General features: G+C 47.3%; 11 protein-coding genes, 1 rRNA gene and 1 other RNA gene. 2 read left to right on the top strand and 11 right to left on the bottom strand.

What is annotated here, in order from left to right; genetic code table 11:
* Positions 1-215: 215 nt before the first annotated feature.
* From W04_RS18400 to W04_RS18425, 6 genes are all read right to left on the bottom strand, one after another.
* Positions 216-800, bottom strand: a complete 585-nt coding sequence (locus W04_RS18400) for a retron Ec48 family effector membrane protein (protein WP_053911904.1) — start codon at positions 798-800, stop codon at positions 216-218.
* The gene (locus tag W04_RS18405) at positions 797-1960 is read right to left on the bottom strand and encodes a reverse transcriptase family protein (RefSeq protein ID WP_053911905.1); all 1164 of its coding nucleotides are present in this window, start codon (positions 1958-1960) and stop codon (positions 797-799) included. The genes W04_RS18400 and W04_RS18405 overlap by 4 nt, the downstream gene beginning before the upstream one ends.
* A 1445-nt stretch (positions 1961-3405) precedes the next feature.
* The gene (gene gcvP, locus W04_RS18410; RefSeq protein ID WP_053911906.1) at positions 3406-6300 is read right to left on the bottom strand and encodes an aminomethyl-transferring glycine dehydrogenase; all 2895 of its coding nucleotides are present in this window, start codon (positions 6298-6300) and stop codon (positions 3406-3408) included.
* Between the two features lie 157 nt (positions 6301-6457).
* Positions 6458-6847, bottom strand: coding sequence for a glycine cleavage system protein GcvH (gcvH, locus tag W04_RS18415; RefSeq protein ID WP_053911907.1), 390 nt, complete (start codon positions 6845-6847; stop codon positions 6458-6460).
* Positions 6848-6878: 31 nt separating this feature from the next.
* Positions 6879-7961: a glycine cleavage system aminomethyltransferase GcvT gene (gcvT, locus tag W04_RS18420; RefSeq protein WP_053911908.1), complete on the bottom strand. Its 1083-nt coding sequence runs from the start codon at positions 7959-7961 to the stop codon at positions 6879-6881.
* Positions 7962-8128: 167 nt separating this feature from the next.
* On the bottom strand, positions 8129-8698 hold the full coding sequence (locus W04_RS18425; protein WP_022946241.1) for a hypothetical protein: 570 nt from the start codon (positions 8696-8698) through the stop codon (positions 8129-8131).
* 130 nt (positions 8699-8828) lie between these two features.
* On the opposite strand from W04_RS18425, the gene W04_RS18430 reads away from it, so the two are divergent.
* Complete coding sequence (locus W04_RS18430; RefSeq protein WP_045980655.1) at positions 8829-9674, top strand: LysR substrate-binding domain-containing protein; 846 nt, start codon at positions 8829-8831, stop codon at positions 9672-9674.
* On the opposite strand, the gene W04_RS18435 is transcribed toward W04_RS18430, so the two are convergent.
* The 4 genes from W04_RS18435 to W04_RS18450 are packed head-to-tail and all read right to left on the bottom strand — an operon-like array spanning position 9671 to position 13897.
* Complete coding sequence (locus W04_RS18435) at positions 9671-10849, bottom strand: FAD-dependent oxidoreductase (protein ID WP_053911909.1); 1179 nt, start codon at positions 10847-10849, stop codon at positions 9671-9673. The genes W04_RS18430 and W04_RS18435 overlap by 4 nt on opposite strands.
* Before the next feature lies 1 nt (position 10850).
* Positions 10851-12020, bottom strand: a complete 1170-nt coding sequence (ubiH, locus tag W04_RS18440; RefSeq protein WP_053911910.1) for a 2-octaprenyl-6-methoxyphenyl hydroxylase — start codon at positions 12018-12020, stop codon at positions 10851-10853.
* A gap of 3 nt (positions 12021-12023) precedes the next feature.
* Positions 12024-13334 carry a Xaa-Pro aminopeptidase gene (gene pepP, locus W04_RS18445; protein ID WP_053911911.1) on the bottom strand — a complete coding sequence of 437 codons (1311 nt, stop codon included), beginning with the start codon at positions 13332-13334 and terminating at the stop codon, positions 12024-12026.
* Positions 13334-13897, bottom strand: a complete 564-nt coding sequence (locus W04_RS18450) for a UPF0149 family protein (protein ID WP_022946246.1) — start codon at positions 13895-13897, stop codon at positions 13334-13336. The genes pepP and W04_RS18450 overlap by 1 nt, the downstream gene beginning before the upstream one ends.
* 197 nt (positions 13898-14094) lie before the next feature.
* Between W04_RS18450 and ssrS the strand changes: the two genes are divergently transcribed.
* A non-coding RNA gene (gene ssrS / locus W04_RS18790) (6S RNA) lies at positions 14095-14277 on the top strand.
* Positions 14278-14944: 667 nt separating this feature from the next.
* Here ssrS and rrf read toward each other — a convergent pair.
* Positions 14945-15059: ribosomal RNA gene (gene rrf, locus W04_RS18455) — 5S ribosomal RNA — on the bottom strand.
* Positions 15060-15085 lie beyond the last annotated feature (26 nt).

Raw genomic sequence — 15085 nt, forward strand, 5'->3', positions numbered from 1 at the left:
TATCCATTCTTATCGATTAATTCCATATCTGAATTTATACCCCTAAAGTACAACAACTTCAAAGGTCAATGCAAAAACTGGCCCCAATAGCTGCACTTTTGTTTACATGTAGTTATTGATAGTGCCTATTTATATCCTTGAGCCGATACACATCAGCAGCCTTGGAAAAAGTTTGACTAATAGAATCAAGCAAAATAATAATTTCACTCTCGACCCTATAGAAGTCTTTTTTTATGCATATTAACCATACTTATTCCCATTTCATCAAGGTGTGATATTAAAGAGTTTTGATGGGTTCTATAATCGAAATGTACCCCCTTATTCTTAGAAGAATTAATAAGCAGCTGGCGTATATCAGAAATTTTATCTTTGTATTCGTCACTAACCAAAATTTCACCATCTACGGATCTAGGAAATATGAAAAAGTAGAGCTTATTATTATTTAAACTCAAAATAGAAACATGTTCTAAATTTGACACTTCACTTTCTAGATAATTATTGAAGAATGACAAATGACCCAAGTGATTTGACATCTTGTTATTCTTAACCGAACTCTGATAAACTTTAAAGTTTATCAGCAGTGAAGCAGCTGCAAAAAATATAGCTGAGCTAGTAACAATCCAATCAAAAAGAGAAATTAAATTTCCAAAGTGGTTAGAAACAAAGTCAAAACACTTCTGAGAAATACAAAAGTTAAATTCTATACCATTATTGCTATAAAACTCGTAAAAGAAAAATAATAAAAAAGAAATTAAAGTAATAAGGTAAAAAGAAAATATTATTTTTATGAAACTTCTCACTTTGGCTTAACCCTTTTCAACTCGCTTCTAAGTAAATTATGCTCAAGGCTGTAATCATCTTTCAAAAATCCAACTTTGTACTGAGCAATAAAGTATCTTTTGCGATAGGTAAATGATGAACGTTTTCTACGATTTTTATAGTCTCTTTTTAAGCTAGCTACTCGCTTCATCGCATACTTAAGATCCTGTTTTGAAGCAAGCGGCTTGACTCGGTTGAGTTTATTCATTAAGTTATTGAAACTTCTTGTTTTTCCGAAACTTTTAAGCTTATGAACTCTCCCTAAGCACTTCTCAAACTCCTTTCTATACCAATACTCTTTACGTATTTCTTCATCTGCTTCACTACATAAGTTGTGAACTGCAGCTCTAACTTTTCTCAACTCACCTTTGGGAAGACACGGAGTATCGTTATTTATGTTCAAACCATGAACCAAGAGTAGCTCTGTAGATATATAGCTTGATTTGACCTTAACCTCATTTAGATGCAGATCCTTTTTTGCGAGCATCTCCTCTACTAATCTAATGGAGAGCTTAAAGTCGAAGTTATGAACTTCACTTGAGAGTGTAATATCGTCAACTAGTCTTGTATATTTAACACCCTTTGACTTTAACCTAGAAACTAACTGTGGCTCCAAATCCCAAAACAGTAGCATAGCTAGGTAGCTTGAAGTTAACGCCCCCTGCACTAGGTTTCCTTTATATGTAACAACGTTTGCCAAATCCTTGCTTACAGTTTCTGAAAATCTAAAAAACAAGCGAAACATTTCTATTACATGTGGTTCAGCTATATTGTTAAAAAAGTCAGATATATCCAGCTTGCATATACTTTTTGCTTGGCAATGCACTTTTGCTGCACCTATATAGTCCTTTATATCACCATTTTTACCTTTCGGGATTGAGCCATAAAGGTAACTAGCCCATTTCACATGAGAGAATAATCTTGAATTTAACTTTCTTTGAATAGTCCTAATTGGATCTTTAGGACTTTTAATTAACCTTCGCGAACCGTCTTTCTTATAGGCGGGGGAGCTAGGGTCTTTGTATCTTAAGTTGTGGGGAATAAGTAATGCTTTTTTAAGATTGCTTTCTGCAACCCCTAAGTGTAAACATAACTTCTTTATACTTAAGATCGGAGCTTTAGGGTATTTACAATAATCCATTAAAAATAAACTGGTCCAACGAATTTCGCTTAGTGAAGAAATTATACTCTTTTACACCATAATCAGTAGAAAACAACTGCATACATTTCTTCGGACCAGTTTGTTTCAGCACCGAAGGTGCTGCTGCCGGCCCTAAAGGGGACGGTAAGTAAGCGAAGCGTCACTACCGTACACTTGGGCTGGCGGCCTTGGGGGTGTCCCCACTAGGTACTATTGTACCGTCCTCTTTTGGAGGACTTCTTTTCCTACTTGAATTTATGGCTGCCAAGAACGAGCGGTACGCTCGCGCTAAATTTATATTATTAAAGAAAGCTCTATGTAGCAAGAGGTTACTTAAATCTTAACCCACACTACAGCTAAAATATAATTGCTGCGCTACCAACAGCAACTTAATACAACAGTCTTGCACCAATTCACAGCCCCTATCCTCCCGTTTAAATTCGCGCTGTAGAAATCAGCTTTTGTTGCGGAGCGTGATACTGATAGCGAGGCACGACGCCGAGCTAGATTTACCAGCACAGGGAGGTACTGTTAAATCGTGTCAGTAGCTAAGCGGAGCGTTTAACAAAAGATATGAGTTCGAAAGCATGAGCGAATTACGGGCGCCCTAGGAGTTGTTAGAGGAAATGGACGCACATTTCCTCTGGCCCGAAGTCGGCGGCCCGACAAGAAAGTAATTTGAAAAGCCTGAGTTTAGATTTATCAGGAATATCAAGTTGTCAGACTGAAGTCTGACCTACAGGCAGACACGTTTTACATTCTTAAAGCCGCATCAAAACTTTCCACCATGCAAGCAACTACCAGCACCCTACCCCCCGTTTAAATTCGCGCTGGGGAAATCAACTTTTGTTGCGAAGCGTGATGCTGACAGTGAGGCACGACGCCGAGCTAGATTTACCAGCACAGGGAAGTGCTGTTAAATCGTGTCAGCAGCTAAGCGCAGCGTTTAGCAAAAGACCTGAGTTCGGAAGCATGAGCGAATTACGGGCGCCCTAGGAGTTGTTAGAGGAAATGGGCGCGCATTTCCTCTGACCCGAAGTCGGCGGCCCGACAAGAGAGTAATTTGAAAAGCCTGAGTTTAGATTTATCAGGAAAATCAAGTTGTTAGACTGAAGTCTGACCTACAAGGTTATCTTTGGCGTCAAATACCAAACTATATATCTTTCTTGTCAGGCTAAAGCCTGACCTACAAGGTTATCTTTAGCGTCAAATACCAAACTATATATCTTTCTTGTCAGGCTAAAGCCTGACCTACAAGGTTATCCTTGGCGGCAAATACCAAACTATATACCCTTCTTGTCAGGCTACAGCCTGACCTACAAGAAGAGCAAAGCCGACCTACAGGCGGTCATTCGCCGAATAGCATCCACAAAAAAGCGCCCCTTGTTAGGGGCGCTTTCCAATTTAGTTAATTAGCCCTCGCTGTGCAGCGAGAATAACACCCATTACTCGTCGCGATAGGTCTCTACCGCTGGGCAAGAGCACAGTAGGTTACGGTCGCCGTATACGTCATCAATACGGGTCACCGTTGGCCAGAACTTGTCTTTTGCCACACTCGGTACTGGGAATGCCGCATAGAAACGGTCGTACGCGCGGTCCCAATCGCTGCTTAGTACGTCAGCTTGCGTGTGCGGTGCGTTAACAAGTGGGTTATCTTCGATAGACCATTCACCCGAAGCGATCTTCTCGATTTCACCTTTAATTGCCACCATCGCTTCGATAAAGCGATCAATCTCAACTTTTGATTCCGACTCTGTCGGCTCAACCATCAAGGTGCCGGCAACCGGGAACGACATAGTTGGTGAGTGGAAACCATAGTCCTGTAGACGTTTGGCGACATCCATTTCACTGATGCCCGTGGCGTCTTTTAAAGGACGCAGGTCAATAATACACTCGTGCGCAACACGGTCGTTACGGCCACGGTATAAAATTGGGAAGTGCTCGCTGAGTGTCTGTGCAAGGTAGTTAGCATTCACAATGGCGGTTTCGGTCGCTTGGCGTAAGCCTTCGCTGCCCATCATGGCAATGTATGCCCATGAGATAGGTAAAATCGCCGCTGAGCCATAAGGCGCCGCTGATACCGCGCCATTATCAACACTCGTGCCAGGCACGTTGATCACGCTGTGATTCGGCATAAATGGCGCAAGGTGCGATTTAACACCGATTGGACCCACACCTGGGCCACCGCCACCGTGTGGAATACAGAAAGTTTTATGCAGGTTTAGGTGCGATACGTCAGAGCCAATTGAGCCCGGGCTTGTGACCCCTACCTGTGCATTCATGTTGGCGCCATCCATATAAACTTGGCCACCGTGCTGGTGCACGATATCACAAATATCACGAATGGTTTCTTCGTATACACCGTGCGTCGATGGGTAAGTGATCATGATGCAAGATAGATTTTCCGATACCTCGGCCGCTTTGGCTTTCAGGTCGTCCATATCGACGTTACCTTGCTTATCGCAATCAACAACAACAATTTTCATGCTCGCCATTTGCGCTGAAGCGGGGTTAGTACCGTGGGCAGAGCTTGGGATCAAGCATACATTACGGTGACCTTCGCCGCGTGACTCGTGGTATTTACGAATGGCGATAAGGCCTGCGTACTCACCCTGAGCACCGGAGTTTGGCTGCATTGATACAGCATCGTAACCAGTAATATCAACCAACCAGTCGTGCAGCTCACCAATCATGATCTGATAGCCTTCGGCTTGATCCAGCGGGCAGAATGGGTGCAAGTTTGCAAACTCCGGCCAGGTAATCGGGATCATCTCGGCGGTTGCGTTTAGCTTCATGGTACATGAACCTAAGGAGATCATTGAGTGGTTAAGCGCTAAGTCTTTATTCTCTAGGCGCTTAATATAGCGCAGCATTTCTGTTTCGCTGTGGTACGAGTTGAAGTTCGGGTGCGTCAGCACTTCGTCATCACGTACTAAGCTAGCTGGGATAGACTGCGAACCAGTGGCGCTGATTTGTGCGTCAAGGGCAGCCACATCAAGGCCATGGCCTTCACCCAGAATGATATCGAATAGTTCAACAATGTCTTCACGAGTGGTGGTCTCAGACACCGATACCGAGTACTCGCCCGCGTGGTTGGTGGCAAAGTTCACTTGTGCCGCAAGCGCGCGAGCAACCACCTCTTCTTTGTTCTGTGCCACAACCGTGATGGTGTCGAACCAAGTGTCGTGCTTAAGCGTGACGCCTTTCTCTTTCAGGCCAGCAGCTAGAATGTCAGCAAAGCGGTGGATACGCTCGGCGATGGTTTTAAGGCCTTCTGGACCGTGGTAAACCGCATAGAACGCTGCCATGTTCGCCAGTAACACCTGTGCAGTACAAATGTTTGAGTTGGCTTTTTCACGGCGGATATGCTGCTCACGAGTTTGCATCGCCATGCGCAGTGCATCATTACCAAGGCGGTCTTTTGATACACCGATGATACGACCTGGCAATGAACGCTTGTATTTGTCACGTGTGGTGAAGAAAGCGGCGTGAGGGCCACCATACCCCATAGGCACACCAAAGCGCTGCGCTGAACCAAGTACTACGTCGGCACCTAGTTTACCCGGCGCTTTAAGTAGCATCAGGGCCATGATGTCTGCTGCAACACAGGCCAATGCTTTTTTGTCTTGTACCGCCGCGATAAGATCAGTTAAGTCAACGACTTCACCACTGGTTGTTGGATACTGGAATAAGGCACCAAAGATGTCGTGGTTAGCCGCTTCCTGAGCAGGGCCAATGATAATGTCAAAGCCAAATTGCTCGGCACGAGTTTTAACCACATCAATGGTTTGTACGTGCACATCGTCGGCGATAAAGAAGCTGTTCGCTTTTTTCGCTTTGGCAACACGCTTAGCAAGCGCCATGGCCTCAGCTGCCGCCGTTGCTTCATCAAGCAAAGAAGCGCTCGCTAAGTCTAGGCCAGTCAAATCCATCGACATAGTTTGGAAGTTTAATAGTGACTCCAAACGCCCTTGCGCAATCTCTGGCTGGTAAGGTGTATAGGCTGTGTACCATCCTGGGTTTTCCAGAACGTTACGCAGGATCACATGAGGTACATGGGTGGGGTGATAGCCCTGACCAATGTAAGATTTAAATACTTTGTTTTTGCTTGCTACTGACTTTAAGTAGCTCAGCGTTTCAACCTCAGTGCGGCTTTCACCAATTTGCAGGCCGTTCTCAAGACGAATGCTGGCAGGAACGGTTTGTTCCATCAGCTGTTCAACACTCGATACTCCAAGAGCGCTTAGCATGTCGCTCATTTGCGCCGGGCTTGGGCCAATATGACGACGAATAAAATCTTGCTTTTGCTCTAACTGCTCAAGAGATTTGGCATTTGACATGTGTCCAGATTCCTATGATCCAAGAAATTAACGCGGCCTAGTGAGGGGTTATGGCCTACATGCAGGCACGTCACTAAACCTGTAAAGGTGCCGATATGGCGGCACAACTTAAAAAGCCCCGAAACGGGGCTTTTTGGGGCCGGGGCCCTACCGACGCTTATTCGTCGTCGATGCTACTTTGATACGCTTCGGCATCAAGCAGGTTGCTCAGCTCTGATTCGTCAGAGGCTTTAATGCGGAACAACCAGCCGTCACCGTAAGAGTCATTGTTGACCGTTTCTGGTGCGTCTTCTAACTCTTCGTTAATGGCAACAATTTCACCACCAATTGGCGCGTAAATGTCTGAAGCTGCTTTAACAGACTCAGCAACGGCACAGTCTTCGCCAGCGTCAACTTCATCGCCCACTTCAGGCAGCTCTACGAATACCATATCACCCAAAAGCTCTTGCGCGTGCTCGGTGATACCTACAGTGAAAGTGCCGTCGCCTTCAGGACGAACCCATTCGTGTGACGGGGCGTACTTTAACTCGCTTGGAATGTTGCTCATTATCTGTTCCTTTGGTGTTAAGTTTAAATTCTTATACTACGGCTTTACCTTGACGCACAAAGCAAGGTTTAACCACTTTAACATTGACTAATTTTTTACGCATTTCTACCTGCGCGGTCTCGCCGATGTCACGCGGTACGCGAGCAAGGGCAATACTGTGACCAAGCGTTGGTGAGAACGAACCCGAGGTGATCACCCCTTCGCCGGCATCGCTCACTACTTTTAAGCCACTACGTAACACGCCTTTTTCTTCCAGCACTAAGCCAACCAGCTTATGAGTGCTCTTTTCGGCGCGCTGCTGTTCAACGACTTCACGGCCTACGAATTGACGCTCAGCAGGTTCCCAAGCGATGGTCCAAGCCATGTTAGCAGCCAATGGCGAAACGCTCTCATCCATATCTTGACCGTATAGGTTCATACCAGCTTCTAGGCGCAAGGTATCACGAGCACCCAAGCCTGCTGGGGCAACACCGGCATCAAGCAGTTGCTGCCATAGCTCGGCTGCTTGCTCGTTAGGTACGACAATTTCGTAACCATCTTCGCCAGTATAGCCTGTTGTAGCGATAAATAAATCACCCGCTTGAACACCAAAAAACGGCTTCATATCAGCAACGGCTTGCTGCTGCTCGGCGCTTAAGATAGTGGCCGTTTTGGCTTTAGCATTAGGGCCCTGTACGGCAATCATGGCGTATTCTGGACGCTCGGTCACGGTCACACTGAAGCCGTCCTCTACTTTAGCCATGTGCGCCAAATCTTTATCGCGAGTCGCTGAATTAACAACAAGGCGATATTCATTCTCGCTGAAGTAGTAAATGATTAGGTCATCCACTACACCGCCCTGCTCGTTAAGCATTCCGGTGTACAAAGCTTTGCCAGCTACTGTCAGTTTAGCAACATCATTGGCAACCAGCTTTTGCAAAAATGCCTTGGCGTCATCGCCTTGCACGTCAACAATAGTCATATGTGATACGTCGAACATACCGGCATCAGTGCGCACCGCTTTGTGTTCTTCGATTTGCGAACCGTAGTTAATCGGCATATCCCAGCCGTGGAAATCGACCATTTTAGCACCGGCTTCAAGGTGCTTGGCGTGTAGAGGTGTTTTAGAAGACATAATATTCCTTCACGTTTTACAAACCCAGTATGGTGGGCGTGGCCTCGTTGTTCGAGGGGGAATAACATGGGCCGCGATTATACATAAGTTATGCGCCGCTGGCACCCAAATTAACATTTACTTTTCACACATTAAAACAGTAATGCGTACACTATGTTGTACTCACACTAAGCTGCATCAGCCTTGGGGTTAAAGTGTGCATCAACAAGTTGCTGCTTGAGTGTATCAAGCGCTGAACTGCGCGCAAATACGCGGTAAAACTGCTGCTCGGCGGCACTGGCAACGACAAAATAATCATCCCGTTGCACACCGTAATGTTGCTCAACACGACCAAGGGCCATGCCGCTAAACAAACTAAACTGGTGTTGCAGAAAGTCGCAGGCTGCCGGGCCCTGAAAATGGAGGCTTTGTAACTCTGGGCGCGGTAACACATCAACATCAAAACGCTCGCTGGCACTATTGAGTATGGGCATCAATTTATCTGCTTCTGTGGTCACTAGACGCAATGCGCTGTCGCTAAAGAAAAAGGCATCAAAGCTCACTGTATCAAGCTGGTAACGAACTGCCATGCCTGGCTGCTTGGCCCAGTTAAGGGTACAGTCACGTAAACTTTTTAAGAATAACAGCACTTCACTGCCGCCTAAATCGATGACTTGTTCGTGAGCACTGACAAAGGTATTGCTCGAGGCACTGTTAACGCCTTGATGGCGAGCAAAGAATACCGACTGAATAGCCATAGCTGTTTCTACTTTCTAGCACTAAACTGAGGCCAGTATAGAGCTGGGCTAAATTAACAACAAATTGTAATTTTTTATCGATTGATAAATAATTGCAATGTATAAAACCTTTTAAATTGGCTTTATTAATATGAAAAATATCCCTACCGACAGTTTGCGCACGCTAGTGACCGTAGTTGAAGTTGGCGGTTTCGCCAAGGCGGGTGAGCTGCTCGGGCTGTCGCAACCCGCCGTGAGTTTGCAAATAAAGCGCTTAGAGGAGCTGCTCGGGCGTAAGCTATTCAAAAAGCAAGGCCAACGGCAGATTCTTAACCATCAAGGCGAGCAACTGTTGCCGCTGGCAAAACAAATGCTCAAAGACAATGACGCCATTTTGCAGTTGTTTAGCAACGAAACCATCACCGGTAAGGTGCGTTTGGGGATCCCCAGTGAATTTGCCGCCAGTATTTTACCGGCCATCATCGGTGACTTTGTGTCGTTGTACCCCGATGTTTCACTGGAAGTAAAATCTGAGCTCAGCAAACAGTTGATGCATGTGAGTAATCGTGACGAATTTGATTTAGTGCTCACCCTAGTGGAGCAACTGGACAACCCGCATTACCCGAGCTTTTTACAAGATGATTTGGTGTGGGTCGGTAATACCCCCGCTAAGCTTACCGAGCCGGTCACCTTGGTTGTGGCGCCACAGGGATGTATTTATCGCCGCCGCGCGATTGAAGCGCTGGAGCAAGCCGGTGTATCTTGGCGTATTGTTTACACCAATGCCGATTTAACCGGCCTCACAGCAGCCATAAAAGAGCAGCTTGGGGTTACCGTACTCGCTCGTAAAACCGTGCCCGAAGAGCTGCCCTACACCGCTAACTCCGATGTATTGCCGGCACTGGGCCAGGTTGGGATCAGCCTTATCAAGCGCGGCCAGGAATCTTTGCAAGCCATTGATAAACTCGCCGAGTTTATCACTTTACGATTGAGCTAACGGCGTTGCCCTAGGGCTTGCTCAGCAAAAGCTTGCTTTAATGGCGCTATCTCGTTAACCGCGCTTAAGCCCAGGCCGCGCACTATTTTTTTCACTGGATTATCACCTGCGAACAGCCCTTTGAGTGCGCCCATGGTGGCAATGTGCTTTTGCGCATCGAGCTTACGCTCACGCTCATAGGTACGCAATGCCCGCGCTGTGGCGGTCATCGAATCAGTCAGTGCGTCACTAATAAGCGCACTCAGTCGTGCCGCATCTTGCAGGCCTAGGTTCATGCCGAGTCCTGCCAAAGGGTGAATGGTATGGGCGGCATCGCCAACCAACACAATACGTTCTTTCACCCATTGCCGGGCATAGCGCATAGTCAGCGGGAACACCGCTCGCGCTGATTGCACGGTGCATAATCCGCATTGACCATCAAACGCAGCAAACAAGGCTTTATTGAACTCTTGCTCACTCATGTTTTGGTAAGTGGCGGCCTGCTGTGGTGAGCAGGACCAAACAATAGAATGGTAATGGGGATCGGCCAGTGGTAAAAAGGCAAGCGGGCCGTCGCTTAAAAATACCTGTCGCGCACAGTTATCATGGGGCTGCGCCGTTTTTACTGTGGCTACCAGGGCATGATGACCATAATCTTTAAAGGTAATAGGCAGGTTGAAACGCTGGCGCACTCCCGAATTGGCCCCGTCGGCGGCAATTAACAGCTCACTCATCACCGGCGTGCCATCGGTTAAGGTAATAAGCACATTATTATCACCTTGATGGATGTCTTTGTAGGCGGTGTTAAAAAGCAGGGTAACGTTATCTTGGCGCTCTAGCTTTTCCACCAATGCCCGGTGGATCACATCATTTTCGATGATATGACCCAGATGGCTCACATCATATTCTTCGCTGGCAAAGTGAATATGCGCAAAGCTATCTTTATCGCGCACGTCCATTTGCGTATAAGGGGTCATGCGTTGCGCGGCTATACCCTGCCATACACCCAATTCTCGAAATAGCGCTTCACTGGCGTGATTAATGGCACTCACGCGCAACCCAAACTCCTCACTCAGCGGCTCACTACTACCTTTGGCGTCGATAACGGCCACAGAGATGCCTTTTAAGCTCAGTGCCAGCGCCGTGCTTAAGCCTACACAACCACCGCCAACAATGGCTACTTTTGCTTGGTGCATATTAATTAAATCCCATCAATTGTTTTGCTAGAGGTTGGCGCAGCGAACTACATAATTGCATCGCACTGAGGCCAACACTACGCCCTAAAGCAAGGGTACGCGAGCCATTAGAGAACAGCCGCACTAATGAGTCGGTAAGCTGCATCACTCGGCGAACATCGTCAAGACGGGCACGGCTGTAACCTTGAGTAAAATGATAATTCCCCAAGCTATTTGCATCAGCATCGCGAATACGCTGTGCTAATTCTTTGATATCACGCAGGCCAAGGTTGAAACCCTGCCCAGCGATAGGGTGAATGGCGTGGGCAGCATTTCCTATTACCACGGTGCGATGGCTGCTCAGGCTTTGCGCCTGGCCAAAGCTTAACGGGTACACGCTGCGCTCTCCCACTTGGGTAAAGAGCCCAGCTCGGTAGCCAAACTCCTGTTGCAGGGCAGCGGTAAACTCCGCTGCACTTAGTTGTTGCATGGTGTGTAACTTCTGTGGATTATCGCACCATACTAATGAATAGCGGTTTTGTGACATAGGCAACAGCGCTATAGGGCCGTGCTCAGTAAAGCGTTCAAAAGCATGGTGATGGTGCCCACCTTGGACTTGGACGTTAGCGATCAGCGCGTGCTGCTCATACTGTGTGGTAGGAAAATCTATATGCACTAATGAGCGCGTTGGCGACTGCGCACCGTCCGCTATCACCACTAACTTAGCCCATAACTGCGCGCCACAATCAAGAGTAACGCAGTTGTAATCAGCATGCAGTGTTATATCACTCACGCGCGACGGGCAATGCCAAGCTAACTGGCTGTGCTCTTTTGCGGCATGCGTAAGTCGCTGACCCCAAGGGCGGACCTCAACAACATAGCCCAACGCATTGAGCTGATAGTCGTGATGATGAATTTGCGTTTTACCAAAATGACCACGATCTGAAACCTGCACTTGCTGGATTGCGCTGGCATAGTCCACAGCGGTGTCAAACAGCTGATGTTGCTGCAAATACGCCACAGAATCCGCTGCCAAAGCGATACAGCGATCATCAAAGCTGGGGTGGTAGCTTTGTAACTCGTGGGCTTCAATAACAGCAATACTCAGCTTGGGGCATTGCTGCATAAGAATATTAGCCAGTGTGCTTCCAACAAGCCCACCGCCAACAATAACAACATCAGTGTGCTGCACCCTTTAACTCTCCTGCATTAATGCTTCTATAGCGGCAATGTCTTTTGGTACGCTGGCACTGAGGTTTTCGTGCCCTTTTTCTGTCACCAGAACATCGTCTTCGATACGGATACCAATACCGCGATATTGCTCCGCCACCGGCGCATCCTCGGCAATGTAGAGACCAGGCTCTATGGTCAGCACCATACCAGGGGCAAACTCACGATCTTGCTCATCTTTTTTATATTCACCCACATCGTGCACGTCGAGCCCTAACCAATGACCGAGACCATGCATGTAAAACGCGCGAAACGCTTGGCTTTCGACAAGCTCATCGATATTGCCTTCAAGTAGACCTAGTTTCACCAGCCCCTCGGTCAACATGCGGTTCACCACTTTAGCTGCTTGCGCGAGGGTGTTTCCAGGTTTTACGACCTCCAAAGCGGCAAGCTGAGCATCCAGTACCACTTGATAGAGGGCTTTTTGCGCAGCATTAAAGCGACCATTAACCGGGAAGGTTCGGGTGATATCGGCTGCATAACCATCGAGCTCGCATCCCGAGTCTATCAATATTAAGTCGCCATCTTTCAAGGTCGACTCATTTTCGGTGTAATGCAAAATAGTGGCATTGTCACCACTGCCGACAATAGTGCCGTAAGCAGGGTGACGGGCTCCATTCATAGCATAATGGTGATGCAGCTCCGCCTCTAATTGGTACTCGGTGGCGCCGGGTTTTGCAAAACGCATAGCGCGCTCATGAGCCTCGGCACTAATTTTTGCGGCGCGGCGCATAATGGCTATTTCTGCGTCTGATTTAAACAGACGCATTTCATGTACTAAAGTGCGAATATCACGGATCACTTCAGGGGCGCGATAACCTTTTTTGGGGGCACCACGTAAGGTGTTCAAAAGCGCGAGCACTTGGTTATCTACGTCACTATAAACACCTTGGCCGTAGTACAAGGTACTTTTTTGATTAACGGCATCAAGCAGGCCCTGCTCCAGCTCTGCTAGGGTATAAGCCTCATCCACTGGCAGCTGCTGTTTGGCGGCATCTGCGCCTAAGCGTCGGCCATGCCAAATCTCAGCGCTTTTATCTTTGGCGCGACAATAAAGTATCGATTTCTGCTGCTCGCTATTGATCAGCACCAACATAGCATCCGGTTCGTTGAATCCTGTTAAATAGAAAAAGTCGCTATCTTGGCGAAACGGAAATTCGGTGTCGCGGCTGCGCGTAATTTCTTTGGCCGCCGGGATCACGGCTACCGAATTAGTTTTCATTTGCGCCAATAACCGCTGCTGACGCATTAGGTATTCGTTTTTGCTAATAGTCATTAGTGTAAAGTCTTTGATGTTTGTGCAGTGTTTTCATGCTTGCCCAGCTCGGAGAAGCACAACATAGCCGATACGCGCACGTACTCAAGCACTTCGTGTAATGCTTGTTTATCTTCTTCTGTTTCATCAAAGTGGGTATCGAGGCGGCTGATTTCAGTGAAATCTTGGATCACTTCTTTGACATCGCCGGAGATCTTACCGTAGTCCTGCTGTTTTAAGCCAAAACCAAGTAAAAAGCCATTGACCCAGGCAACCAAGGCATTCGCCTGGTCGATAAGGCTGTCCTCTTCATCGGGCAATAGCATCTCAAACTGTAACTGTTCATTTGTGAAACTCTCTACCACCTGGGTATAGAGTTCACTAAGCCAGTGTTTCAGGTTTTTCTCAAAACTGATACCGTCGTTCAGCACATCACACAACAGCCCTTGGTAGTCTTTCTCTTCAATATCGACACCACAGGCTAACAACCCAGTTATAATGCCATGGACTTCAGCCGGCATTACAAAAATATCATTACTCTCGAGAAGTTGCTGTGCTTGTTGGTAGGTACGTTGGTCGCTCATGATAGGCTCGCGTATGACGAAATATTTTAAATTACAGTTATTAATGCTACCACTGCTGCGAGGCCGACTCCACAGTATTGTATGACAGCGATCAAATATCCAGCACTTGATGAGACTCCCGCTTACTTTAACAGCAAATGACGTGATAATTTGTAACTGAGGCTGTATCCCTAGGCCTGTGTCTTATATACTGAAAGAGTTCCCTAGCTTGTTGGCCAGCGAATGATGTCCCTGAGCCGATAAACTTTGATTAGGAACACATCTTGTGGGCTACTGTGCAAGCTCGGCATGTACCGAGAAGCCTACGGTCTACAGGTGTCTTCCGCCTTGAACCTTAGGGTTCAAGGGCTGATATTCGCAGCCGCAATGCCGGGGAACACTCCTCCTTTATTACTCCCGTATATTTAGAATTCCCATTTTAATTTTAAGCCTTAGAGAGGCTTTGTTGTAGGTCAGGGTTTTACCCTGACTAGATGTTGCAAGGCTGAAGCCTTGCCTACAGGTGTGGTGAAAGGTGATGCTGTGTTGTAGGTCAGGGTTTACCCTGACTAGATGTTGCAAGGCTGAAGCCTGGCCTACAGGTGCGGTGACAGATGGCGCTGTGCTGTAGGTCGGGGTTCTACCCTGACAAAGGTGCTACAAGGCTGAAGCCTGGCCTACAGGTGTGGTGATGAATGTTTAGCTGTGTTTGTAGGTCAGGGTTTTACCCTGACTAGATGCTGCAAGGCTGAAGCCTGGCCTACAGGTAACCGGTTCCAACGGATGTCTCGATCTGTTGTAGGTCAGGGCTTACCCTGACTGGGATGTTACAAGGCTGAAGCCTTGCCTACAGGTGCGGTGACAGATGGCGCTGTGTCGTAGGTCAGGGTTTTACCCTGACTAGATGTTGCAAGGCTGAAGCCTTGCCTACAGGAAACAGGCCCAAATGGGTGTCTCGATCTGTTGTGGGTCAAGGTTTTACCCTGACTGGGTGTTGCAAGGCTCAAGCCTTGCCTACACGCATAAAAAAACCCGCTGCATTTTTGCAACGGGTTTCTCTTAATAAGGCCCTGACGATGTTCTACTTTCACATGGGCGAACCCACACTATCATCGACGCTGTTTCGTTTCACTTCTGAGTTCGGCATGGAGTCAGGTGGTTCCAAAACGCTATGTTCGTCAGGAAAATCTTTAAAATTCTTTTCGCTCT

Origin of the sequence: Pseudoalteromonas sp. SW0106-04 (assembly GCF_001293805.1) — a bacterium.
Classification (GTDB): domain Bacteria; phylum Pseudomonadota; class Gammaproteobacteria; order Enterobacterales; family Alteromonadaceae; genus Pseudoalteromonas; species Pseudoalteromonas ruthenica.

Coding starts and splice junctions, on each gene's coding strand:
- W04_RS18405 (WP_053911905.1), bottom strand. CDS start 1,960: ATGGATTATTGTAAATACCCTAAAGCTCCGATCTTAAGTATAAAGAAG.
- gcvP (WP_053911906.1), bottom strand. CDS start 6,300: ATGTCAAATGCCAAATCTCTTGAGCAGTTAGAGCAAAAGCAAGATTTT.
- gcvH (WP_053911907.1), bottom strand. CDS start 6,847: ATGAGCAACATTCCAAGCGAGTTAAAGTACGCCCCGTCACACGAATGG.
- gcvT (WP_053911908.1), bottom strand. CDS start 7,961: ATGTCTTCTAAAACACCTCTACACGCCAAGCACCTTGAAGCCGGTGCT.
- W04_RS18425 (WP_022946241.1), bottom strand. CDS start 8,698: ATGGCTATTCAGTCGGTATTCTTTGCTCGCCATCAAGGCGTTAACAGT.
- W04_RS18430 (WP_045980655.1), top strand. CDS start 8,829: ATGAAAAATATCCCTACCGACAGTTTGCGCACGCTAGTGACCGTAGTT.
- W04_RS18435 (WP_053911909.1), bottom strand. CDS start 10,849: ATGCACCAAGCAAAAGTAGCCATTGTTGGCGGTGGTTGTGTAGGCTTA.
- pepP (WP_053911911.1), bottom strand. CDS start 13,334: ATGACTATTAGCAAAAACGAATACCTAATGCGTCAGCAGCGGTTATTG.
- W04_RS18450 (WP_022946246.1), bottom strand. CDS start 13,897: ATGAGCGACCAACGTACCTACCAACAAGCACAGCAACTTCTCGAGAGT.